Genomic DNA, 22,629 nt, shown 5'->3' on the forward strand with positions numbered 1-22,629 from the left:
AAATCGATATTCTCCACAAAAGCATCAATAAAGCGAACCGGATTATCTTCAAAAATCGAATCTTCTAAACTCGTAAAAACCATTTGATTGCGGGCAATCCCAGCGATGTGTTGCATCTTTAAATATACAAAATCACTCTCGAATTATTGAAATTATTTACCTATTTTTGATTAAAATAAACGGAGGTTTTTTCACAGACTGCCGTTATCTGTAATTTTAACCAAACACAATCCAAAATGAGCATTTGTAAATTTTGTCAAATAAATGACGCAAATAAAAAAAACACTCATTATTTAACTGATGCAATTATAAGGAGTTGTTTAAATATTGAAGGGTCAAACAATAGAGAAAAAGGATTATATTTTGCGATTAATAGTAAAAATCCATTTATTGAATTTAATTTCCAGCGATTAGATGAGCATACAATTGAAAATGCCATTGGAAGAAAACCAACTGATGAAGAAATAGAAAACGCAAAACGAATTCCATTTTCTGTTGATTATATTTTTTGTAGTGATTGTGAGAGAAAATTCACAGATATTGAGACTAAATTTATAGAGAAAGTGTTGCCAAAATTCAGACAGGATGATTTAACAAATCTAAATTCCATTTCAATCAGCGATAATTTAATTTGTAGAAATTTTTTCTATCTTCAAATCTTTAGAAGTACAATATGCGAAGAAGTATTTGACTTACCTAAAGACTTTGTTGACAAACTTCGTAAAATATTATTTGAAAATATTGAAGATTATACAATTCCACTTTCTGTTACTTATTTGCAAACGACAGGTGGACAAGAGAATTACACAGAGAATTATGTAGGATACACAAGTGACAAAAATCCATTTATTATTTTTATGAATGATTTTATTGTTCAATGTTATGATAGAAATGAGAACATAAAACATTTAGAACTATATGGTTTAAATAATGATAACTACAATGACTTTATTAATATCAATGAAGAAGAATTTATTTTCAATATTTTTCAAAATGATGAAAGAAAAGCATTTCTTAGCAACTTAATCACAAATGAAAAAGTTAAGCAAACAATAATCAATTTCGAAAATTACTTTGATGAAATTTGGATAAGATTATTTGGCACAAAAGCTCCTTCTTACCAAAAAGAAAAATACATTAAATCTGTTGCTAATCAAAGTCAAGAAAAACTAAATTCACTTTCACAAGAAGAGATGTATAACTTTACATTTTCTTATTTAACTAAATTATTGAACATTAAAGAATAAAAACTACAGATAATAACTAAGCTTTCGTTGGGCTTGAAAAGCCAACAATGAAAGCCCGTTGAACGGAACCTCCGGTGGCTTTTCCTCCCCACTTGGTAACCTTATGGAGTTGTCGTTTTTAGAATTTTGATATACAAAGCAGTTTTTAGAAGAACTGCTTTTTTTTGTGGCGTTTGGTAGCATCTCTTATCTTCTGTAGTTTATTCGACCGTTTTGCCCAAAAACACTTGTGCTACTTTTCCACAAAAGCATCGATAAAGCGAACCGGATTATCTCCAGAAATAGAATCTTTTAAACTCTTAAAAACCATTTGATTGCGGGCAATTCCAATGATGTGTTGCATCATTAAATATACAAATTTCTTCTCCCGCTGCGCAAAGTCTCCTGACTTTGAGCAATCAACATAACAAATCTTGTCACCTCGAGCGATATAAAACTGATGTCTGAATAAATTTATATATTTGGTAAAAGCATTAAGATGAAAGAAGGTTACGTTATTAGAGATCAGGAAAAAATACATTTCGTTACCTGCACTGTTGTAGATTGGATCGACGTTTTTTCACGGAAAATCTATCGGGATCTAGTGATCGATTGCTTTCGGTATTGTATTGAAAATAAAGGAATGCTGGTGTATGGTTTTGTGATTATGAGTAATCATATTCATATTATTTTGCAATCGAAAGAGGGTAAACTTTCAGATTTGATTAGAGATTTTAAAAAATTCACAGCAAAGAGTATTTTAGATGCCATAAAACAAAATCCTGAAAGCAGACGAGAGTGGATGTTGGAACGATTTGCAAAAGCAACCGAAACGCATACCAGAAATAAGAATTACCAGTTTTGGCAATATGGCAATCATGCCGAAGAAATTTATACTTTGCATTTCCTTTGGGATAAACTTAATTATATTCATCTAAATCCTATAAGAGCCGGAATTGTAGAAAAAGCGCAGGATTATCTTTATTCTTCCGCAAGCAATTACGTAAACGGAAAGGGATTATTTGAGATAGAATTAGCTGATAACCCAATCATAGATGTGACAAAAACCAATGAGTTTTGGAAGTATGGTAATTATGATAAGGAGGAATAATTTTAGCGCAAAGTCAGGAGACTTTGCGCAGCGGGGGAACCGGATTATCTTCAAAAATCGACTCTTCTAAACTCGTAAAAACCATTTGATTGCGGGCAATCCCAGTAATATGTTGCATCTTTAAATATACGAATTTCTTCCCAAATTATTGAAATTTTTTACCTATTTTTGATTAAAATAAACGGAGGTTTTTTCACAGACTGACGTTGGTGGCAAGCTTAACAGACACATCGTAAAAAAAAATGACAAAGAGAATAAAAACTAAAACAGTATTCATAATTGGTGCAGGATTTTCAGTTGAAGCCAAAGCACCTTCACAAGAAAAATTAGTTCAGAAAATATTTGAAGTACATAGTACTAATCCTGAAGTTTTCAAAGAAAATAGAATTGCAGAATTTGTTGAATTTTTAAATAATACACTTTGTATTCCATCAGAATTACAAGAAACAATTCCCCTCGAAGATATATTTACACCATTAGATAGTTGTATTGCTAACAATGTATCTTTTAGAAATTTAAGTGTTCAAGAAGTTGTCCAAAAAAGGAAATTAATATTTGAACTTATCGGTTTAACCCTTCAATTTTTATTAGAAAATTCGGATAAAAAATATATTGATGACTTTGCTAAATATGTAGTTGACGCATCAAAAGTTAGACAAGGAAAATATCGAACAATTGACCCAGTTTCAATTATCAGTACAAATTGGGACATTCTATTAGACAATTCACTTTATAACAAAATCAGAAATCAAAATGATTTAGGAGTTGTTGATTATTGTTGTTACATAAGTTCATATGACGAATTTGATGATACGGTAAAGCCAGGACTTGAAATATTAGGCAAAGGTGGATTTAATGTAAAACTTTTAAAACTTCACGGCTCTTTAAATTGGTTACAATGTCCTAAGTGCCAGAGAATTTATGTGAAGTTTAATGAGAAAATTGCAATGAACCCGTATGCAAATATTGCACATCCAACTTGTAGGCATTGTGACGGAAATTTTGGAAAACAAAAATCACATAATCTTGTTGCAAATATCATAATGCCAACATTCTTGAAAGACTTATCTAATCCACAATATAAAATTATTTGGCAGAATGCAGGAATAGAACTTTCTGAGGCTAAAAAAATAGTATTTATTGGCTATTCATTACCTCAAGCCGACTTTGAAATGAGACAGTTATTATCAAGAATGGTTGACGTAGATACAGAAATTGAAGTAGTAAATTTCAAAGATAATAATAACCCGAAAGTATACGAAGACTTAATAAACAATTACAAACAATTCTTTGGAAGAAACATCACTGATTTTAAAGACGGAACTTCAAAATATATAGAACAAATACTAAAAGAATAAAGCCAGCCACCAATAACTAAGCTTTCGTTGGGCTTGAAAAGCCAACAATGAAAGCCCGTTGAACGGAACCTTCGGTGGCTTTTCCTCCCCACTTGGTAATCTTATGGAGTTGTCGTTTTTAGAATTTTGATATACAAAGCAGTTTTTAGAAGGACTGCTTTTTTTTGTGGCGTTTAGTAGCCGTTAGAAGCGGATTTCTGCGGTTTTTCTTTGTGGCAGAACACAATTTCCCTTACCCACAATGGTTATTTTGCAGATGAAGTTGGGGTTACGAAAAGAAAATCCTCTGGCGGTCCTCGCTGTCCGAAAAGTGCGATGGTCACGAGGTTTCCTTCCTTGCAACACCGGCATTTTTTAAGCAAAGTTTTGGGTTTTACCTCCGGAATTTGGATTTTTAAAGTGGTTTGTAAATCCTGAAGTTTGCCCCGTTTCCATGAACTGCTTAAAATCCCGTAATGGAAAAATTCGATGAAATATTTTTTGTTGAAATAGCAAGACTAAATGAGAAATATCTTTTTCCTTGAATTCGGTCGTCCTTCCGTTTTCGGAGTTCGAAGTTCAAAACCCAACGCTTTCAAATCGATATTCTCCACAAAAACATCAATAAAGCGAACCGGATTTTCTCCAGAAATCGAATCTTCTAAACTCGTAAAAACCATTTGATCGCGGGCAATCCCAGCGATGTGTTGCATCTTTAAATATACAAAATCACTCTCGAATTATTGAAATTATTTACCTATTTTTGATTAAAATAAACGGAGGTTTTTTCACAGACTGACGTTAGACACAATAATAAGGAGACTCCGTATGAAAATGTACATTATCGTAAAAGACAGTATTCCAGATAAACTAGTTCCTGTAATTACGGCACACGCAGCTTTAGCTTGTTACAAAAAATTTGAGGAGCATGAGAATATGATTAAATGGATTAATGAAACATTTAAAAAAGTAGTTTGCATTGTAAATGAGATTGAATTTGACCAATTTAAAAGCGAACTAGATTTTGTGGTGTTAACAGAATCTTCTCTTGAAAGCAAAGAGGTTAGTTTAGCATTTTGCCCAAGAGCAGAATTTCCAAAAAAATTTAAATTCCTAAAAATGTGGACACCACAAAATATATAAAATGGAAAATAAAGTATACAACTGGCTTGTTAAAAAAGGAACTATTTCTGTTCGAAAAAATGGCGATTTAATAATGCTACAACTTGACTATGAAAATGGAGAAAGTTGTTTACTGACAAGAGCAGACAATGATGAAATTATTCAATTATTAACTACAATTGCAGAACAGATTTGGGAAAATCCTAACTATGAAAGAAAACCTTATACAAAGCAACTATATGAGAAGATTGACAATGACTATTATTGGGAAATAAACGGATCTAAACTTATCATAAGATACAATGAAAATGAAAATGCAACAGAAATTAGAAGCGATGAAAGTAAAGAATTGAATATAGAAATAAACTATATAATAGAGATAGTACAAATTTTAGAACATTTGAGCCGTTAAAAATACTCAACTTACCAGCTAAGCTTTCGTTTGTATGAAAGACAAAAAACCTTGTAAGTTTGCCAAAGGGAAATGATTTACAATCACCGATTCCACTAAAAAAAGAGATACATTCCGTTGAACGAAAAGTTCGGTAGTTTTTCGACAGTGCTGCACCATTATATAGCAACAATACTTATTTAGATAAACGAAAAAAATTATGCTCATTAAACTCATTCCTAAAATTGGAATGCTGAGTAGCCGTAAAATAATCACAAAAAATTTGATATATTTCAGAATCTATATGAGTGGCTTTTAGTCCTAACTGGAAATAAATTTCCAAAATCTGATGAGATAAGTTTTCTACCAAAACGGTTGATAAGCTGTGGATTTCAGCCTGTTTTTCAGAACTTATTAATTCGAAATCATTCAGTAAAACTTCTATTTCATTGGCAAAACACATCAATTTTTCTTTTTGCTTTTCTATGTTTTGATTGAATAAGCTTAAATTTAAATGTGGCCGAATTTTAATTGCTTCCTCAGAAAAATGCGCCGCCATCCCAAGATAGTTTACTAGCAAAGTAAAGTCTGCAAAAATCCGGAATGGTATTTTATCTAAAACATCATTCGTGAAAAATTCATCGTAAACAAAACTGTAATCTTCCGAAACTTTTGCATTGTTTACTTTAAAAGAATACGTTCCCGTAGCTTTCATACCCATGGATTTCCAATTGGGAATAATTTCTACCTGATCTTTAAGAATTACAAATGACCGAATGATTTCAGTACCCGATTCATCCAGCAAAGGATTCCCATTGTCAGTCAGTTTTGCATTCAGTGTAAAATGACTCAAATGTGGCGTTCCTGTTGCGAAATGCCAAAGCCCGTTGATAATGTAAGATCCGTCGTTTTGTTTCTCTGCATTTCCGCCAATCATTCCACTTCCTCCAAAGCAAGTATTTGGGTTAGCGAAAAGTGTTGAGGCAACATTTGGTTTTAAATTTCTAGAGAAAAAATTGGCGCCCGAACATAAAGTAAGCATCCAACCCAAACTCCCATCAATTTTTGCCCATTCAAAAAGTAATTTTAAACCTTCATTTAAACGAAATCCCAATCCACCGTATTGTTTGGGAACCCAAATCTGAAGCAAACGTTGCTCATGAATAGCACTCATTATTTTTGGGGAAACTTCAGAAGCTCCCAGCATTTCATTTCTGATGTCTTTATGCGAAAGCATTTTCTCTTTTTTTAATAATTTTGCGCCACTCCAAATATCCGAAGATAGCAACGATGAATAAGAAAATCGTCAAAACTGCATATAAATACAGGTCTTTGTGAATCAATAACGGGATTGCAATGATATTACTGATATTAAGCAAAAGCCAGTTTTCTATTTTTCTTCTCGCCATTAGCCACATTCCGGCCCAAGCAAAAGCACTAACCAATGAATCTAAAATAGGAACATCAGAATCGGTAAAATTTGTAAGAAAAAGCCAGAAAAGGATAAAAGTTCCCATCACGATTCCTGCTGTAATTACTTTTTCCTGATTCGTTGTTTCAGAAATCGCCGTTTCAGATTTTCGTTTTCCGAATTTCCAGTAGAGCCAGCCGTAAATGCTCATCACCAAATAGTACAAGTTGAGCGTAAACTCTGCATACAGTTTAGATTGAATCATTACAAACAGTGTGAGTGAAATACCGGCAATACCGAAAAGATAATTATTGGGATTGTTTTTTTTGGCCAATAAAACCTGAAAAACTGAAAAGAAGACTCCAAACCATTCCGGCAAGGTTGTCTTAAGTAAAATTTCGTGCATCAAATTAACTTTAATAAATTAAATGATGAGATGACAAATCATAAAATCCCTACGTCGGCATTATCCGAATCAGGTGTGGAAAAATTTCCTGGGTATCATCTCAGCCGCCATCTTGCAGCACCCCATTGATGCCACAAATTTGATGTTTTTTTTCTGAAATAAAAAATTAAATTCATTTTATTAAGAGCCTGTTTAAATTTTCACCAAAATTTATTAATTTCCCCCTAAAAGTATAATTTGGATGAAATTTTCACACATTTTTCCACTCTTTAGGGATGAGAAAACAATAAAAACTTTATTTTTTTTTCTGATTGTCCGCAATCCGTTATAATGGAGAACCCTTTGTATTCTTTAAGCTAAAAATGGGTATTATGATGAATAACGTACAATCAAATATTTTTTAAATAGGCTCTAAGCCGCAAAATATTTTTCTGTAATTTCAGATTTAGAAAAGCAAGTATCAGATTAACAAAGGAGTTCCAATTCTGTAAAATTTTACATTCCCTATGTGTATCTTTTTCTTTTGTATCTCTTACAGTTAATTCAAAATCGTTTTCAAACGGATATTTTGTATATTTAAATTTTAATATCAGAAAATTGTGAAGAAGACTTTAAGAAGAACCTATCGTGTATCTAAATATGTAATCTACAAAGAAACACTTGTAGATTACAAAGAGCATTTTTGGTCTTTTCTGGGGGCATTTTTCGGAATTGGAGTTATTGCTTTCTTGCAGTCGAAATATCTTTTAGAACAAGAAAATATATTTCTGATTGGCTCATTTGGCGCCTCAAGTGTTTTGATTTATGGAGCCATTCAAAGTCCGTTAGCACAACCGAGAAATCTTGTGGGCGGCCATGTACTTTCGGCTTTGGTTGGAGTCACAATTTATCAGATATTTCCGGATATAATATGGCTTAGTGCACCTCTAGCAGTAGCACTTTCAATAGTTTTAATGCAATATACAAAAACGCTTCATCCTCCAGGTGGCGCAACAGCTTTAATTGCAGTAAGTTCTCCTGGGAAAATTGCAGATTTAGGATATTGGTATGTTTTGTCTCCGGTTTTATCCGGTTGTATTATTTTACTTCTCGTTGCTTTGCTTTTTAATAATATGACAAAGAACAGAAGCTACCCAAACAGTGCAAAACGAAGAAGAATCTCAGATAAAAAACACAGACACCCATTGAAAAATTAATTATTATGGAATGTATTGAATGCGGTGAAAAAATCATTGGCAGATCCGACAAAAAATTCTGTAACGATGCCTGCAGAAACGCTTTTAATAATAAACAAAATAAAGATTCCAGCAATTTGATGCGGAATGTAAATAATAAACTAAGAAGAAACTACAAGATTTTGAACACAATAAATATTGAGGGCAAAACAAAAATTACCAAAGCTAAACTTGATGGCTTGGGATTTGATTTTAATTATTTTACTAATCTGAAAGTGTATAAAAACGGTTCAGAATACAAATTTATTTATGATCAAGGCTACAAAATTTTAGAAGAAGATTTTGTATTGATTGTAAAAAACTTATAATTAAATGAAAGAAACAATTCTCATTACCGGAGCCGGCGGAAGTATCGCCCGAAAACTGTCTGAAAGATTACAACCAGATTTTGAAATACGGTTTCTTACCCGAAAAAAGAAAAATATAAACGATTTTGAATGGGATTTGAAAAATAAAACCATTGATGAAAATGCTTTTAATAATGTCTCGCATATTATTCATCTCGCTGGAGCCAATATTGCCGAAAAAAGATGGACTGCCGAGCGTAAACAAGAAATCATCAAAAGCCGTACAGATTCTGCGCAACTTCTTTTAAAAACTTTAAAGAAGAAAAACATCAGGCTAAAAACATTTATTTCGGCTTCTGGAATCAATTATTACGGAACCGAAACTACAGAGCATATTTTCACTGAGAACGATCCTTCTGGAAATGATTTTTTAAGTAAAGTTGTGGTTTTGTGGGAAAAATCTGCCGATCAATTTAAAGAAAATAATGTTGCGGAAAGAGTTGTAAAAATAAGAACAGCAGTTGTGCTTACCGAAAATGAAGGTGCACTTCCGAAAATGTCTACACCAATAAAATTAGGAATAGGATCGCCCATAGGAACTGGAAAACAATACATGCCCTGGATTCACATTGATGACATCTGCAGAATTTATGAATTTGCATTAAAAAACGAATCAGTTGAAGGAGCTTTCAACGCTACAGCTCCAGAACATAGCAACAATCATTATTTTACAAAAACAATTGCCAAAGTTTTAAAAAAACCTTTATTTATGCCAAATATTCCAGGGTTTATTTTAAAACTTCTATTTGGAGAATTATCAGTTGCACTTTTGGAAGGCTCTAGAGCATCATCAGAAAAAATAAGAAAAGCTGGATTTGAATTTAAATTTCCTGATTTGGAAAATGCCCTGAAAAATTTGTTTAGAAAATAAAAAAGCTGAAAAATATATAATGCCGGAGCATACTATAAATATTGAAAATACAGAGATTTTATCTAATAATTGGTACACTTTAAAAAAAGTAACTTTCCAGATTATAAAAGACAACGGAGAAACTGAAGTACAAATACGGGAAGCTTATGACAGAGGAAACGGAGCCGCAATTTTATTGTACAATATCAATTCTAAAAATGTAATTTTGACGAGACAATTTCGGCTTCCCACTTACATTAACGGAAACTCTACAGGATTTTTGATTGAAGCTTGTGCAGGAGTTTTGGATAACGATAATCCTGAAGACTGTATAAAAAGAGAAACTGAGGAAGAAACCGGTTATAAAATTTCGAAACTTGAAAAAATATTTGAAGCGTATATGTCTCCGGGATCTGTAACGGAACTTCTCCATTTTTATATCGCCGAATATGCAGATGATATGAAAGTAAATGAGGGCGGCGGTCTTAAAGAAGAGGGAGAAAACATTGAAGTATTGGAAATTAACTTCGAAAAAGCTATTGAAATGATTGTTTCTGGAGAGATTAAAGATGCGAAAACAATCATGCTACTTCAGCATCTGCTTATTAAAAATTTAGTTTAAATTTCAATTAAAATCACTGATTATGAAAATTCGTTTTTTGATGATATTTTGTTTAATTTTTTCGGTATTTGCTTGGGCTCAAAAAAATCAAGCTATAAGCCCTAAAGACAAAAAAATCATCGAACATTTTGAAAAAAATTATAAAAAACAAAACTATAAAAAATTTAACGGAACAATTATCGTTAACAATAACAACGTGAGTTTTGACAAAAGAACGATAACATTTGATACTGCCGAAAAAATCATTCAAACCATTCTGAAAAACGGGTTAATTTATCCTCAGCTGATTTCAGAATATCAGGCAGAAAAGTACAAAAAAGAAACCACAGACCGTACCCAAAAGAGGTTTATGAAAATTCAAAAAGACTGGAAATCTTCATTTGATATTGTAAGCTTAAAATTGAGTCAGCTACAAGATTTGCAATATTTTAAAAATAATATTCAGGTAAAAAGATTTAAGGTAATTTCAAAAAACAATAATCTACCCAATTCTGTAATCTATTTTTTTGAATTGACCAACGAAAAAGCAACAGCCAAAACAAATCTAGAAGATTTTGTGAATGGTGCAAAGCTGACGTTTTTTGAGCAGGAATGGTATGAATAATACTGCACCTGCTCCTATTAAAAATCATCTCAATCAAATTTCTTCATCTCAGCTTTTTCTACAAAACAGTTTTTGGAATCTCAGAATTAGCATACAAAAAAACAACATAAATCCTGGATTGAGGTTTTCTATTTAATTTATTATCCACTATTTGTGAGAATGCATAATTCATTCCGATGGTAAATAAAGAATTTTATATTGTTCCCATTTTCAATATAGAAAGAGGCAATTTGGCCTGCTGAGTATCTAATTAAAACTTAATAAAGAAGCCAAAAACATTTTCTATAAGGTTAGATCTTCTACCAGCCTAAAATTGAAGCCTCATTTTTATCTTTATGAAAATGAATCTTTTTTTTTACCTATTGTAAAGCTTTAGATTATATTTTAAATAATTTTTCGTTACCAAATAAATTAATAATGAATTACTTACGCTTCTTTCAATTAAAAAGACTAATTTTGCATCCCGTAAAAATGATTATACAATAATGAAATCGCTATTGCAAATTTTGTAATGAAGCACAGAGTGGTTTAGCGATTACATTATCTTTCCCGACTATTCGGGACGACTTTAAAAAATTGATAAATATCTTTATATGAAAAGAATAGGCGAACACAGAAAACTTCTTGGCGTTGATAAGACAGCAACCCTAAAAGATCTTAAAAACATTTACAGGAATACAATGAAGGATACGCATCCTGATAAATTTGTGAATGACGAAGAAGGGAAACTGGCAGCAGAAGAAAAAAGCAAATCTGTGATTGAAGCCTATCACTTTTTGGTAAGCATCAATCCGGAAACACAAGAAAAATACAAAGAAGAATATACGGAGACGATTACAAAATCTAATATTCAGGATTTTTATCTTGAAAAATCGATTTTGAAAGTTCAGCACCTGAACGGAAAAATGTTTGAATACATTGGAGTTCCAAGAAATACGTATATCAAAATGGTGAATGCTGATTCTCCTAGCCGTTTTGCAAGAAGACATATCTATGGAAATTTTATTTTCAGAAAGTCTGGTGAAGTAATGGCAGATTAATTTCTTGTTTTAAAATATATTAAAGGCTTTCAGAATTTTTTTCTGGAAGCTTTTTTTTGTTTTTATAATGCTAATGAAACTAAAAAAAGCGCACCAATAGAATTGATGCGCTTTTAGGTTAATTAAGGTTGTTATATTAATCTACGTGTTTTGGCGTATAGCCATCTTCACTTAGTTCTTTATGCTCATACTCTGCTACCATTTCGGCGTCGTAATCTACAGGTTTACCTTTGCCCATTCTTCTTAGTAATGAATCAAACAATGAATAAACTACTGGTACGATAATCAAGGTTAAGAATAATGAAGATGTCAAACCACCGATGATTACCCAAGCCAAACCGTTGTTCATCTCGGCTCCTGCTCCTTTTGCAATTGCAATCGGGATCATACCAAAGATCATTGCAATAGTCGTCATCAAAATCGGACGAAGACGTGCGTGGTTGGCTTGGATCAAGGCATCGTGCGTACTTGCACCTGCTGCTTTTCTCATATTGGCAAAATCTACAATCATAATTGCGTTTTTCGCTACCAAACCAATCAACATAATCATTCCCAACATCGTAAAGATGTTTAGTGAATTCCCCGTGATGGCCAAAATAACCATTACCCCGATTAATGCTAAAGGAATAGAGAACAGTACTACGAATGGATACACAAACGAGTCATACAATGAAACCATTACCAAATAAACCAATACGATTGCTGCTAACAAAGCGATACCTAAAGTACCGAAACCTTCCGTTTGGTTTTCCATATCACCACTCCAAATATAAGTTACACCCGCTGGTTTGGTTTTCTCGTTGTCCATAAACTGAGCAGCCCACTCGTTGGCAACATCTCCTACGGGACGACCTACTACTTTAGATTTTACCTTTATAGAAGGCGCTTTGTCTCTACGCTCCAGCAAACTAGGGCCCGATCCCATCTTCACATCTGCAAACTGACTGAGTCTTATCTGCTGTCCTGAAGGATTGGTAAACATCAAGTTTCTTACATCATCAATTGATTGTCTGTTGGCATCTCCGAAGCGAATGTTGATATCATACTCATATTCTCCGGCTCTGAACTTCCCATCTGTATTTCCACTGAATGCAGTTTGCATCGTTTGTCCTATACTTGAAAGATTTAAACCTAAAGAAGCCATTTTATCTCTATCGATATTCACCTGTACTTCTGGACTCCCAGAATCTGATGATAATTCTGCATCTACAGAACCTGGTACTTTTTTCAGTAATTCTAGAATTCTGTTGGCTTCTTTGTTTGCTGTTGCATTATCTTGAGCGGTTACAACCATTTCGATTGGTGCATTGTCTGCTCCCATTAATCCGATGGGTGCTGTTTTGAATTCAACACCGGTGAATTTTTCTTCTAAAGCTCTTTTTATTTTTGCTGATTTGATATCTGTACTTTCATTACGCTCAGATTTATCAACTAAAATCACCTGAATTTCAGACTGATACAATGTTGCCTGCGCTCCACCAAAACCTGATGACTGCTGGCCAACTGTGGTAATCATATCGACTACATCTTTATCTTCTCTCAGATATTTTTCTACTGCAAGAGTCACTTGATTGGTTTTTTCTACAGAAGCATCCTTAGATAACTCCATCTGAACCAGAAACTGACCTCTATCCATTTTCGGGAAGAATTCTCCTCCGATAAATCCGAAAAACACCAACGTAAATGATGAAATCAAAATAATAAAGGTCACTACCACCACCATTATTCTTCTTAATCCGGATTTAAGCGCCCATTCTAGAATTCCGGAGATCCATTGTGTAAATTTCTCCAATTGCTTTTCAAACCAAAGGATAAATTTTTCAAAAGGATTTTTACCCGTCAAATGAACTAACTTACCATATCTTGATGATAACCAAGGAATGATGGTAAATGAAGCCAATAATGAGAACAATGTGGCAATAACAACCGTCACACAGAATTGCGCTAAGATATCAGCCACCAAACCAGAGCTCATTGCAATTGGTAAAAATACCACGACAATTACCATCGTGATTGCTGTTACCGTAAATCCTATTTCTGATGCACCATCGTACGCTGCACGTATTCTGCTTTTTCCCATCTCCATATGGCGGTAAACGTTTTCTAAAACCACAATTGCATCATCCACAAGGATCCCTACAACGAGTGAAAGCCCTAGTAAACTCATCAAGTTCAAGGTGTAGCCCATCAGGTACATTCCAATTACTGTTGCAATCAATGACATCGGGATAGAAACCATTACAATAAATGCATTTCTGATGTTGTGAAGGAATAATAACATTACCACTGCCACCAAAATAATCGCAAGGAATAAATCGAAGATCACGTGGTCTGCTGCTTCTAGCGTAAACTCTGTTGTGTCATCTACAATATTAACTTTGATATCCTGCGCTTTATAATTACCCTCTACCTGCCCAATGGTTTTCTGAATCAATTCTGAAACCGATACAGCATTGGCATCAGACTGTTTCTTCACCTGCATCAAAATTGTAGAATTCTGATTGTATCTTGCTACTTTCTCGATATCTTTCTGTGTATCAAAAACGGTAGCAATATCCGATAGGCGAACTTGTGCACCATTTTTATTAGAAATTACAAGATTATTCATTTCTTGTACATTTCTATACTTTCCGGAAAGTCTGATTGTAGATCTTGAAGTTCTGGTTTTTAAAGCTCCCGTTGGGAAATCTAAATTGGATGAAAGAATCGCCTGCTGCACGTCTGCAATCACAAGACCATAGCCCTGCATTTTCTTTTCATCTAAACTCACCTGAATTTCTCTTTCCTGCCCACCGACAAGGTCTACCTGAGCCACACCGTTTACACGAGAAAAGACGGGTTCTATTTTTTTATCCAAAAGATCATAAAGATCTTTGTTGTTCAGCTTGTTACTAGAGATACTCAAGGTCATAATCGGGAGATCATCCAGTGAGAATTTTTGCAAAGACGGCGGATCTGCATCTTCCGGAAGATCTGCCAAAATAGCGTTTACTTTTCTCTGCGCATCATTCAAAGCATAATTAACATCTGCACCCGTGTTCAGCTGAACCATAATAACAGATAAACTTTCGTAAGATGAAGATTCTACTTTTTTTACGTTTTCTAAAGAACCTACAGCATCTTCGATCTTACGCGTCACAGATGTTTCTACCTCGGCAGGCGAAGCTCCCGGATAAATGGTAGAAATTGTTACCATATTGGTTTCAAACTTCGGAATCAACTCGTACCCCATCATAGAGTAACTTAACAAACCTCCCAGCGTAAGAATCGTAAATAATACGATAACGAGGGACGGTCTTTTAATGGATATTTCTGCTAACTTCATTCTTATATTACTTTACGATATTGATTTTTGACCCATTGTCTAGGTTGATCTGTCCGCTTGTGATTACTTGTTCACCTCCATTCAATCCGCTGATAATTTGTACTTTGTCTCCGTATACTTTTCCTGTTTTCACAGTGATCATTTTAGCAGTACCATTTTGAACGATAAAGATTTGCCCTGAGCTCACTCCGTTGGCAAAAGCTTCTGCAGGTACAGTTAGCATATTTTGAGTTTCGGCACCGTGATTGGTTTTGAATAAAGCAGTGGCATACATACCCGCTTTTAGATTTCCTCTGTTCTGAACTTCAATTTCCACAGGGAAATTAAGCGATGCATCACTTTTTGGAGCTATAAACGTAATTCTTCCGCTAAAAGATTCTTCAGGTAAAACATTGACATTAATTGAAACTTCCTGACCCAATTGAATTCTTCCAATTTGGCTTTCGTCTACTAAAACAGACAATTTTAAGCTGTTGATATTAACGATTTCAAATAAAGCAGTCCCTGGCGCAACCACCATACCTGGCTCTACCATTTTCTTGTTTATGGTACCACTAATTCCGGCTCTGATGCTTGTGTCGTTTACTCTCACACCTTGCGCTCTTACAGCAGCCTGCATATTTTTCAACTGTAATCTTGAATTATCGAGCTGTTGTTTTGTAACACCTCCGGTTTTGAAAGCATTTTCATAACGTTGGTTGTCTGCAATGGCATTCTGCAAATTGTTCTGAGCCTGAGTAACGTCTACTTCAATTGCATCTCTTTTAATGGTTGCCAAAACCTGACCCGCTCCTACTCTAGAACCTTCTTTTACAAAAACGCTTACAATACGTCCCGCGATTTCTGAAGACTGATTGGATTCTTGTTTTGGGATAAAAGTTCCGTTGGCTGAGTAATCTGTATCTATATTTTCTCTAGAAACTGTGATTACATTCACGTTGATTTTGTCAACCTGCTTTGCCACTTCTTTCACTTCTGTATCCTGCTTCTTTTTGTTGTCGGCAATTTTCCATGCTGCCAGACCTACAAGTACAGCCGCTACGATGATATATATTAAAGTCTTTTTCATTTGAAGTTATTTATTAATTTTAAAGGTCAAATGCAATCGCCACATTTTCATAAGTTTTTTTGTACTATAGTTCATAGCGATTTCATTTTATTATGGGTTTTGTAAAGTATTAAGTTCTCCTTTAGCTTTAATTAATTTAATTTCAGCTTGTTTGTAATCTAATAATGCTGTTGTGTAATTTTTTTTGGCATCCGTTAAAGCATTTTCAGAATCTAAAACTTCCGTTAATGTTGCTAAACCGTATTGATAGTTTGCCTGAGTATCTTTTTGCACTTTTTCAGCCAACTTTACATTATTTTTCATGCTTTCAATATTGATTAAAGAATTCTCGATATTGGTAATTGAATTTTTGTAGTCTAAACTTAAACTCAATTGTGTATTTTGAATATCTTGATCAAGATCCAGAATATCAATCTCAGCCTGCTGAATTTTAGATTTTGTAGCTCCACCCGTGAAAATCGGAATATTAATATTTAAACCAATTGCTGAATAATCACTCCAAAGAACACCGTTATTGATACCGTTGGTTAAAGGGAACTTAGCACCTTGCCCAGCCCAACCGTAGTTTGCCTGCAAACCAACTGTAGGATATAAATAAGCTTCGGTTGCTTTTTTATTATAGACAAGGAGTTCTCTATTTTTATTCAAAACTTTTACTTCTGTGCGCTCATCCAAATTTAAATTTCCTGCAATCAATTCAGGTTTTGGCTCGATGCTTTTTTCTTCAAGTTCAATAGCAGTATCGATAGGAACGCCCATATAGAATTTTAAGGAATTTTTTGAAAGCTCAACGGCATTTACCAATTGCTGTCTATTGGCACTGATATTCGTTAGTTGAACGTTAGTTCTATCCAAATCGATACCTTTTGCCAAACCGTTTTCTACTAAACTTTTGATTACATTTCTTACCTTTTCGGTGTTTGTGTAACTTACATTTAAAGTTTTAAGATTTTCTTCCTGTACAAAAACCTGGTAATAGGCAGTCGCCACATTTTCTATGATCTGTTCGTTTGAAAGCTGGGCATTCAAAACATAAAATTCTCTTGTAGATTTCGCGGCTTTGAGACCTGTAAAAACTCTTTGATCGAAAATTGCTTGGTTTACAGTAACCACAGCACTTGAGCTCCAAGGTTGTCCCAATTGTGCACGAATTCTCTGCCCTCCAAATTCCAATAAAGACTCTTGAATGATTGGATTATACGTTAATCCTGCATTAGCGCTTACTTGTGGTAATGCTCCTGCTCTGGCTTCTGCGATCTTGTATTCTGCTTTTTTGATTTGTAAAGCTGCTTTTTTGGCTTCTGCTTTATTCTGCAAAGCCTGTTTGATGGCTTCTTGCAAAGACACTTGTTGCTGGGCAAAAGCAGATGTAGAGCCGAAAATCATAAATGCTGCAGCTATCCCAATTTTTAGCTTTTTTGCAGTTATAAGTTTTCTATTCATAATTTATTACTTCGTTTATTTTTTTAATACTTTTTGATTTTTTGTGATTCTTTACTCATAAAAGACGATTCAATTTTACAAATACTTTAAATTAACTTAATTATTTTTTAAAAAGAATATTCATAATAATGTCTTTTCTATCTGCGATCAAGAGATCAAATTCTTTCTCATCAATCAACATATTTTCTAAGAATAGTGGCCGAACAGCACTTGGAAATATGAGAAGTGAAATCATGTTGAGTACAAATTGTACTGGCGCCATTTTTTCAATATTTCCCAATTCCATTTCTATTTCTATCTCGCTGTACATTTTCTTCAAATCTTTCTCTTCCACATCTTTTTTGTGGCAACTGCCTTTGTTGATTTGAGAAACTATATAGGTTTCCAGATAAGGATATTTGAGACATGTCTGTAAACTACCATCGATGAAATTTGAAATTTTCTCTTTAAAAGGAAGATCAGAATTCATAATTAATTCAGATTTTTCTTTTTCTACTCTATGAGCTTCATCAAAAATGATTTGAATCAAATTATCTCTTGATCTGAAATAATAGTTGATCAACGTCCTGTTAACACCCGCTACATCAGCAATTTCTTGTGTGGTAGCATCAAATTTCCCTTGTACAAAGAATAAATTCTTTGCAGTTTCTTTAATTAATTCCTGAGTTTGGTCTTTCTTTTCTTGTTTTGACATTTTTGTTAAACAATTTTGTACAAATATATATCAATCATTTGTTTTGACAAAGTTGTTAAACAAAATTATTAATATGATAATAATCATTTAATGTATCAGAATCACGTATTAATGATTTATTAATTTCTTTGTAGCCTTTGTTTAATTATACTTGCTGGAAACTATTTAGCTTTGAAAAAATTATTACCTTTTCTATTACTTTTATGCAATATTTATTTGCATAGCCAAAATTTGCTGTGGGATTTTCACACTACCGGTCCTATCATTCAGTCTCAACATTTTTTACAATACAGTACAACCGATTCTCAAGGCAATATTTATATTGGGGGATCTTATGGTTTGGGATTACTTCCCAGTGTAAATGCAATAACTTTCGGAAATATTACTAAAACTTCTGCCCCACTTGTAGGATCTACAGCAGTCATTGCCAAATTAGATAAAAATAAAAATGTAATTTGGGTAAAAGAAATTAAATCAAAAGTAAGTTCGAGAGTATCCTCATTAATTGTTGATCATAATGATAACCTAATTATTGCTGGCATTACTGACGGAGCAGATCTAAAATTAAATCCTAATTCTGATACAATATATCCAACTGGAAGTAATCAAGACAGTTCTTTTATTGTTAAATTAGATTCAAATGGTAATTTTGTATTTGGAAATATCTATGTTTATGCCTATAATATAAGCTGTAGCATTGATTCCAATAACAATATAATATCTAGCGGAAACTACGCAAGTTATGCTCCTTTATTTTTTACAGATTTTAATCCTGATCCCTCAATTACATTTAATCTACCTGCTCCAAACGGTATATTTGTCATGAAAAATAATCCGGATGGTAGTTTTGTATGGGCAAGACCTCTTCATGCACACAATACACCATCAATTCAAAGTATTAAAGTTGATAACAATAATGACATAATTATACATGGAAATTATGAAGCCTATTTAAAAATTGACAATAATACCTATTCTTCTGGAAGTAACTCAAACCGTTACTTTTTAGTAAAATTTAATAATAATGGTGGTTTTCTTTGGTTTCAGAGGCTTTCATCTTTTAGCTTTCATCTCGGAACATCAGGTTCTAAAATAGACGTTGACAGCAGTAACAATATCTACACAGCAAGCACCTTCGTTGACCCCCAATCAATAGTATTCCCAAATAAAACTATAAATATAGCAGGTGGTGGAGGTCAGATCGTGTATAAAATAAATAGTAACGGAAATTTAAACTGGAATTCAATTGTAAAAGGAAATTCAGCATATGTCTTCTTATCTATAAAATTAAATACTGATAACACTATAAACTTTTTGGTAAAAGACACTGGTGATATACTAAAGGTTACCAACGGTAATGATAACACTGAAGAAACCATTCACAGGATGAATTTAGGTATAAATTACAGTTATCTCTCTAATGATTCAAAGGCGTACTTTTTAAAATATAGAAATGATGGTAAGTTGATTTTTAATAAAAGTGATTTTTCATCCTCATTGTATAGCCAAAATATTGATTTTGAAGGAAATATAGTGTTAGCAGGATATTTTGATGACCATCAGGATTTCAACCCCGACCAAGATATTAAAGACATCGAATATAACCATAATGATATTAATGGTCTAATCCAAAAATTTGGAAAATGCTATAATGGAACACCTGACGGAAATAAAACTCAAACATTTTGCTCTTCGCTGAATCCTAAGATAAGCAATCTTCAACCTAATACGTCCTATACTACTTGGTATGATTCCCCATTTTCAACAATTGCACTTCCACCAAATACATTACTTCAAAATAATGTTACCTATTATGCTTCTGTACAGGATGAATCTTGTCCACTGAATCCCAAAAGACTTCCCGTTCTGGTTATTATAAAACAATCACCGACCGCTTTAAATGTTAATGACTTTTATTTCTGCAGCAATGTAAATCAAATGACTTTTAATCAATTAAACATAAACAATAATCAAAATATAAGATTTTATGATGCTAATGGAAATCTTTTAAGTAACTATTCATACATACTCCCAGGAGTTCAATATTATGTTGCACAATACAATCAAGAATGTGAAAGTACTAAAACTCCATTCAAAGTATTTTCACTTCAAAATACTGGCCCCACAGCTAACTCACCGCAAACTTTCTGCACATCTGATCTTCCTACGGTAGCAAGCATCCAAATTTCCGGACAAAATATTAAATGGTATGATTCATCAGGAAATCTTCTCAGCGCTACTACTCCATTGATTATTGGTCAGACGTATTACGCATCTCAAACTATTAATGGCTGTGAAAGTATTAAAACAGCCATTCAAATTACCGTAAACAATACACCTCTTCCAACCGCAAATACAAATCAGGATTTCTGTGCATCTGCAAATCCAACATTGGTAAATCTTATCATTAACGGAACATCTTTAATTTTTTATGATGCTGCCGGGAATGTGTTACCTCTTACTACTCCACTTGTTAATGGTCAGATTTATTATGTGAGTCAAACTCTGAACGGATGTCAATCTGAGAAGCTTGCAATTACCGTTACGCTTTCTCAGAATAACGTTCCTGCAAACAATTACAGAGAGACGTTATGTAATGTTACGACTGCCAATACAATGATAGTCAACCTCAATTCGTACCAATCTAATCTGATTGTGAATCCTGCAAATTACATTTTTACTTACACAAATCAGGCAGGAAACCCAATTTTGAATCCTGCAACTTATATTTTAAATCCTGGTTCAAATATTATCAACGTAAAAGTAGCAACATCCGACGGTTGTTTTAAAAATGTAATTCTTGAATTGGTTTTAAATCCTAAACCTTCCGTCACTCTTCCGGAAGATTTTGATTTCTGCGAAGGAAAATCTGCAATTCTGGATGCCGGCAGCGGTTTTACAAGCTACATTTGGAATACGGGTGCAACTACTCAAACCATTACTGTTTCAACGGCAGGAACTTACTCTGTGAAAGTGACCAACAGTTTTGGATGTGAAAACACCGACAGCATTGTATTGAGTTATTCTACTCTTGCACAGATTACAGCTGTAAATATTACCGGTAATACTACAACAGTGGTAGTTTCTACATCAGGCAATTATGAGTACTCTTTAGATAATATTTCGTGGCAGGATTCGAATATTTTTACTCAGCTGGAAATGGGCGAATATACTGTGTATGTAAGAACAAAAGACGGCTGTTTTATCGGACAAAAACCATTCTCAATATTCAATATTCCGAACGCAATCAGCCCCAACGGAGACGGCGTGAACGATACCTGGAAAATTGCAGGTCTTCAGAATTATAAAGGTTCAGAAGTAAGCGTTTACGACAGAAAAGGAGCTTTGGTTTTCAGACAGATCATCAACAAAACTGATTTGAAATGGGACGGAAAAATTCAGGGAGCTGCGGTTCCTACCGGAAATTATTGGTACATAATCAAAGTTTCAGACGGTAGAAATTACAACGGATGGCTTTTAATTAAAAACAGAAATTAATCCAAATAAATGACAAAAAAACGGGCGGTTCCTCAATTGAGACCGCCCGTTTTTATTTTATATAAATTTTTTAAACCAACTTTATTTTATCATCCATTATTTCGACGATTTTATCCTTGTACAAACCGCCAAGAGCTTTTTTAAAGTTCTTTTTACTCATTTGCAGTTCGTCTTTAATTTCTTCTGGAGAAGATTTGTCTGAAAGATGAAGTAAGCCGAAGTTTTCTTCAAGTTTATCAATAATTTTTTGTTTGAACTCATCAATATTTTCAAAACCTTGAGGTTGCAAAGAGATATCAATTTTTCCGTCTTCCCGGATTTCTTTTATGTAACCACTTTCTTCTGATAAGGGATATAGTTTTTTGAAAACATCAGAAGCGTAAATCAGCCCGATGTATTTTTTATTGATGACAACATTCCAGCCCAGTTCGCTTTCGTTCATCATAATTAAATCTACTTTATCTCCTTTCTGGAAAGGTAAATTTTCGTATTGAGGATTTCTTTTGAATTTTGTGGTTCCCGTTATTAAATCCAGATCTTCATCAACGTAGAGATAGACAAGGTATCTTTTTGCTTCAAGAATTTTTGTTTTCTGCTGCTTGTACGGAATAAAAAGATCTTTGATGATTCCCCAATCCATAAAAGCACCTGTTGGAAGACTTTCTACACAACTCATCACAGCAAATTCTCCTACTTCAGCTAAGGGAATTTCTGTAGTTGCTTTCAGTTTGTTGTCATCCTGAAAAACAAAAACTTCAATTTCGTCACCCACTTCTTTTTCTTCGCGTATAAAAACTTTAGACAGGAAAGCAGATTTTCCTGTTTCTGATTCAAGCATCCATCCTGAATTGTTTTTTTCTGAAATTTTTAAAGTCTGGGTTCTTCCGAGTTGCATTAA

General features: G+C 33.6%; 20 protein-coding genes and 1 pseudogene. 12 read left to right on the forward strand and 9 right to left on the reverse strand.

Going from position 1 to position 22,629, the window contains the following annotated elements; genetic code table 11:
• The first annotated feature begins 236 nt into the window (after nt 1-236).
• The 3 genes from BW939_RS10010 (at nt 237) to BW939_RS10025 (ending at nt 3,695) form a co-directional block, all read left to right on the forward strand.
• On the forward strand, nt 237-1,247 hold the full coding sequence (locus BW939_RS10010) for a hypothetical protein (RefSeq protein WP_076451902.1): 1,011 nt from the start codon (nt 237-239) through the stop codon (nt 1,245-1,247).
• A 478-nt stretch (nt 1,248-1,725) separates the two neighbouring features.
• Nucleotides 1,726-2,337 (forward strand): REP-associated tyrosine transposase, encoded by a 612-nt coding sequence (locus tag BW939_RS10020; RefSeq protein ID WP_076451903.1) that lies wholly within the window; start codon nt 1,726-1,728, stop codon nt 2,335-2,337.
• Between the two features lie 242 nt (nt 2,338-2,579).
• The gene (locus BW939_RS10025; protein WP_076451904.1) at nt 2,580-3,695 is read left to right on the forward strand and encodes an SIR2 family protein; all 1,116 of its coding nucleotides are present in this window, start codon (nt 2,580-2,582) and stop codon (nt 3,693-3,695) included.
• A gap of 245 nt (nt 3,696-3,940) precedes the next feature.
• Here the strand turns inward: BW939_RS10025 and BW939_RS16235 are convergent.
• Nucleotides 3,941-4,159: pseudogene (locus BW939_RS16235) on the reverse strand (IS91 family transposase); the annotation flags it as partial.
• A gap of 33 nt (nt 4,160-4,192) precedes the next feature.
• On the reverse strand, nt 4,193-4,387 hold the full coding sequence (locus BW939_RS10035) for a hypothetical protein (protein ID WP_076451905.1): 195 nt from the start codon (nt 4,385-4,387) through the stop codon (nt 4,193-4,195).
• Nucleotides 4,388-4,508: 121 nt separating this feature from the next.
• Here BW939_RS10035 and BW939_RS10040 point away from each other — a divergent pair, with 121 nt between their 5' ends.
• Both BW939_RS10040 and BW939_RS10045 read left to right on the forward strand, forming a co-directional pair.
• Nucleotides 4,509-4,817 carry an aminoacyl-tRNA hydrolase gene (locus tag BW939_RS10040; protein WP_228417187.1) on the forward strand — a complete coding sequence of 103 codons (309 nt, stop codon included), beginning with the start codon at nt 4,509-4,511 and terminating at the stop codon, nt 4,815-4,817.
• Between the two features lies 1 nt (nt 4,818).
• The gene (locus tag BW939_RS10045; RefSeq protein WP_076451907.1) at nt 4,819-5,208 is read left to right on the forward strand and encodes a hypothetical protein; all 390 of its coding nucleotides are present in this window, start codon (nt 4,819-4,821) and stop codon (nt 5,206-5,208) included.
• A 175-nt stretch (nt 5,209-5,383) separates the two neighbouring features.
• Here BW939_RS10045 and BW939_RS10050 read toward each other — a convergent pair whose 3' ends face one another.
• Both BW939_RS10050 and pnuC read right to left on the reverse strand, forming a co-directional pair.
• Complete coding sequence (locus BW939_RS10050; protein ID WP_076451908.1) at nt 5,384-6,424, reverse strand: acyl-CoA dehydrogenase family protein; 1,041 nt, start codon at nt 6,422-6,424, stop codon at nt 5,384-5,386.
• Nucleotides 6,411-7,007 carry a nicotinamide riboside transporter PnuC gene (gene pnuC, locus BW939_RS10055; protein ID WP_076451909.1) on the reverse strand — a complete coding sequence of 199 codons (597 nt, stop codon included), beginning with the start codon at nt 7,005-7,007 and terminating at the stop codon, nt 6,411-6,413. The genes BW939_RS10050 and pnuC overlap by 14 nt, the downstream gene beginning before the upstream one ends.
• Nucleotides 7,008-7,603: 596 nt before the next feature.
• Here pnuC and BW939_RS10060 point away from each other — a divergent pair.
• The 6 genes from BW939_RS10060 to BW939_RS10085 all read left to right on the forward strand — a co-directional run bounded on the left by BW939_RS10060 (nt 7,604) and on the right by BW939_RS10085 (nt 11,702).
• Nucleotides 7,604-8,200 (forward strand): HPP family protein, encoded by a 597-nt coding sequence (locus BW939_RS10060; protein ID WP_084566641.1) that lies wholly within the window; start codon nt 7,604-7,606, stop codon nt 8,198-8,200.
• A 5-nt stretch (nt 8,201-8,205) separates the two neighbouring features.
• Nucleotides 8,206-8,547, forward strand: a complete 342-nt coding sequence (locus tag BW939_RS10065; protein ID WP_076451911.1) for a hypothetical protein — start codon at nt 8,206-8,208, stop codon at nt 8,545-8,547.
• A gap of 4 nt (nt 8,548-8,551) precedes the next feature.
• Nucleotides 8,552-9,457 carry a TIGR01777 family oxidoreductase gene (locus tag BW939_RS10070; protein ID WP_076451912.1) on the forward strand — a complete coding sequence of 302 codons (906 nt, stop codon included), beginning with the start codon at nt 8,552-8,554 and terminating at the stop codon, nt 9,455-9,457.
• Between the two features lie 19 nt (nt 9,458-9,476).
• A complete protein-coding gene (nudK, locus tag BW939_RS10075) occupies nt 9,477-10,058 on the forward strand; it encodes a GDP-mannose pyrophosphatase NudK (protein ID WP_185115887.1) in 582 nt (193 codons plus the stop codon).
• 22 nt (nt 10,059-10,080) lie between these two features.
• Nucleotides 10,081-10,662, forward strand: coding sequence for a hypothetical protein (locus BW939_RS10080; protein ID WP_076451914.1), 582 nt, complete (start codon nt 10,081-10,083; stop codon nt 10,660-10,662).
• Nucleotides 10,663-11,255: 593 nt separating this feature from the next.
• Complete coding sequence (locus tag BW939_RS10085) at nt 11,256-11,702, forward strand: KTSC domain-containing protein (RefSeq protein WP_076451915.1); 447 nt, start codon at nt 11,256-11,258, stop codon at nt 11,700-11,702.
• 136 nt (nt 11,703-11,838) lie between these two features.
• Here BW939_RS10085 and BW939_RS10090 read toward each other — a convergent pair whose 3' ends face one another.
• From BW939_RS10090 to BW939_RS10105, 4 genes are all read right to left on the reverse strand, one after another.
• Nucleotides 11,839-15,027, reverse strand: a complete 3,189-nt coding sequence (locus tag BW939_RS10090) for an efflux RND transporter permease subunit (protein ID WP_076451916.1) — start codon at nt 15,025-15,027, stop codon at nt 11,839-11,841.
• Between the two features lie 7 nt (nt 15,028-15,034).
• On the reverse strand, nt 15,035-16,096 hold the full coding sequence (locus BW939_RS10095; protein WP_076451917.1) for an efflux RND transporter periplasmic adaptor subunit: 1,062 nt from the start codon (nt 16,094-16,096) through the stop codon (nt 15,035-15,037).
• Nucleotides 16,097-16,186: 90 nt separating this feature from the next.
• Nucleotides 16,187-17,539: a TolC family protein gene (locus tag BW939_RS10100; protein WP_076451918.1), complete on the reverse strand. Its 1,353-nt coding sequence runs from the start codon at nt 17,537-17,539 to the stop codon at nt 16,187-16,189.
• Nucleotides 17,540-17,639: 100 nt separating this feature from the next.
• Entirely contained in the window at nt 17,640-18,233 is a 594-nt protein-coding gene (locus BW939_RS10105) for a TetR/AcrR family transcriptional regulator (RefSeq protein WP_076451919.1), read from the reverse strand.
• A gap of 231 nt (nt 18,234-18,464) precedes the next feature.
• Here BW939_RS10105 and BW939_RS10110 point away from each other — a divergent pair, with 231 nt between their 5' ends.
• Entirely contained in the window at nt 18,465-21,731 is a 3,267-nt protein-coding gene (locus BW939_RS10110) for a T9SS type B sorting domain-containing protein (RefSeq protein WP_076451920.1), read from the forward strand.
• A gap of 70 nt (nt 21,732-21,801) precedes the next feature.
• Here BW939_RS10110 and BW939_RS10115 read toward each other — a convergent pair whose 3' ends face one another.
• Complete coding sequence (locus BW939_RS10115; protein WP_076451921.1) at nt 21,802-22,626, reverse strand: CvfB family protein; 825 nt, start codon at nt 22,624-22,626, stop codon at nt 21,802-21,804.
• Between the last annotated feature and the right edge of the window lie 3 nt (nt 22,627-22,629).

Source organism: Chryseobacterium piscicola, assembly GCF_900156685.1.
GTDB lineage: Bacteria > Bacteroidota > Bacteroidia > Flavobacteriales > Weeksellaceae > Chryseobacterium > Chryseobacterium piscicola.

Excerpts from the sequence above, each read along its gene's own strand:
- BW939_RS10020 (WP_076451903.1), top strand. The coding sequence starts at position 1,726 with ATGAAAGAAGGTTACGTTATTAGAGATCAGGAAAAAATACATTTCGTT.
- BW939_RS10040 (WP_228417187.1), top strand. The coding sequence starts at position 4,509 with ATGTACATTATCGTAAAAGACAGTATTCCAGATAAACTAGTTCCTGTA.
- BW939_RS10105 (WP_076451919.1), bottom strand. The coding sequence starts at position 18,233 with ATGTCAAAACAAGAAAAGAAAGACCAAACTCAGGAATTAATTAAAGAA.
- BW939_RS10115 (WP_076451921.1), bottom strand. The coding sequence starts at position 22,626 with ATGCAACTCGGAAGAACCCAGACTTTAAAAATTTCAGAAAAAAACAAT.
- BW939_RS10085 (WP_076451915.1), top strand. The coding sequence starts at position 11,256 with ATGAAAAGAATAGGCGAACACAGAAAACTTCTTGGCGTTGATAAGACA.
- BW939_RS10050 (WP_076451908.1), bottom strand. The coding sequence starts at position 6,424 with ATGCTTTCGCATAAAGACATCAGAAATGAAATGCTGGGAGCTTCTGAA.
- BW939_RS10095 (WP_076451917.1), bottom strand. The coding sequence starts at position 16,096 with ATGAAAAAGACTTTAATATATATCATCGTAGCGGCTGTACTTGTAGGT.
- BW939_RS10045 (WP_076451907.1), top strand. The coding sequence starts at position 4,819 with ATGGAAAATAAAGTATACAACTGGCTTGTTAAAAAAGGAACTATTTCT.
- BW939_RS10100 (WP_076451918.1), bottom strand. The coding sequence starts at position 17,539 with ATGAATAGAAAACTTATAACTGCAAAAAAGCTAAAAATTGGGATAGCT.
- BW939_RS10025 (WP_076451904.1), top strand. The coding sequence starts at position 2,580 with ATGACAAAGAGAATAAAAACTAAAACAGTATTCATAATTGGTGCAGGA.
- BW939_RS10080 (WP_076451914.1), top strand. The coding sequence starts at position 10,081 with ATGAAAATTCGTTTTTTGATGATATTTTGTTTAATTTTTTCGGTATTT.
- BW939_RS10010 (WP_076451902.1), top strand. The coding sequence starts at position 237 with ATGAGCATTTGTAAATTTTGTCAAATAAATGACGCAAATAAAAAAAAC.
- BW939_RS10065 (WP_076451911.1), top strand. The coding sequence starts at position 8,206 with ATGGAATGTATTGAATGCGGTGAAAAAATCATTGGCAGATCCGACAAA.
- BW939_RS10090 (WP_076451916.1), bottom strand. The coding sequence starts at position 15,027 with ATGAAGTTAGCAGAAATATCCATTAAAAGACCGTCCCTCGTTATCGTA.
- BW939_RS10035 (WP_076451905.1), bottom strand. The coding sequence starts at position 4,387 with ATGCAACACATCGCTGGGATTGCCCGCGATCAAATGGTTTTTACGAGT.
- nudK (WP_185115887.1), top strand. The coding sequence starts at position 9,477 with ATGCCGGAGCATACTATAAATATTGAAAATACAGAGATTTTATCTAAT.
- BW939_RS10070 (WP_076451912.1), top strand. The coding sequence starts at position 8,552 with ATGAAAGAAACAATTCTCATTACCGGAGCCGGCGGAAGTATCGCCCGA.